The following is a 437-nucleotide window of genomic DNA, read 5'->3' as shown; positions in this document are numbered from 1 at the left end:
AGCTTCAGATGTGCCACCTGCATACGCCGGTAAATGCCGCCGACCAGCAAGCCTTCCTCGCTCCAGTCAAACTGAAACGCCTCGCCAAGAGCAAAGGTCAGCGGCACAAAGGCCTGCGACGCCTTGCCCTGTCCCCCTCGCCAGGCACGGATAAACGCGGTGAGCTGGCTGTAGCCACCGTCATAACCTTCGGCTTTGATTTGCGCCAACAGCGCCTTGGCACTGCGCCGCTGTTGCTTGGGCCGCAGCGAATCGGCCTTTTAGCGCCTGCTCCAGCGTGGTGTGAAAAGGGCTGAGTTTGTTGAAGATCGCGCGGCGTTGGTAGACCGGCGGCTTGGCCTCAGGTGCTCTGACCCACTTGCGAATCGTGTTGCGCGCCAACCCGGTGCGCTTGGCTATCTCATGCAGCGACAGCTTGTCGCGGAAATACATCCGGC

Annotated in this window: 1 pseudogene; it reads right to left on the bottom strand. The window is 61.1% G+C overall.

Annotated elements, in window-relative coordinates:
- Positions 1–437: pseudogene (locus tag C722_RS25950) on the bottom strand (IS21 family transposase); the annotation flags it as partial.

Origin of the sequence: Pseudomonas sp. 313 (genome assembly GCF_000316965.1) — a bacterium.
Lineage (GTDB): Bacteria > Pseudomonadota > Gammaproteobacteria > Pseudomonadales > Pseudomonadaceae > Chryseomonas > Chryseomonas benzopyrenica.
Note: the sequence above shows the minus strand (reverse complement) of the source record. Positions and strands in the feature narration are given on the sequence as shown.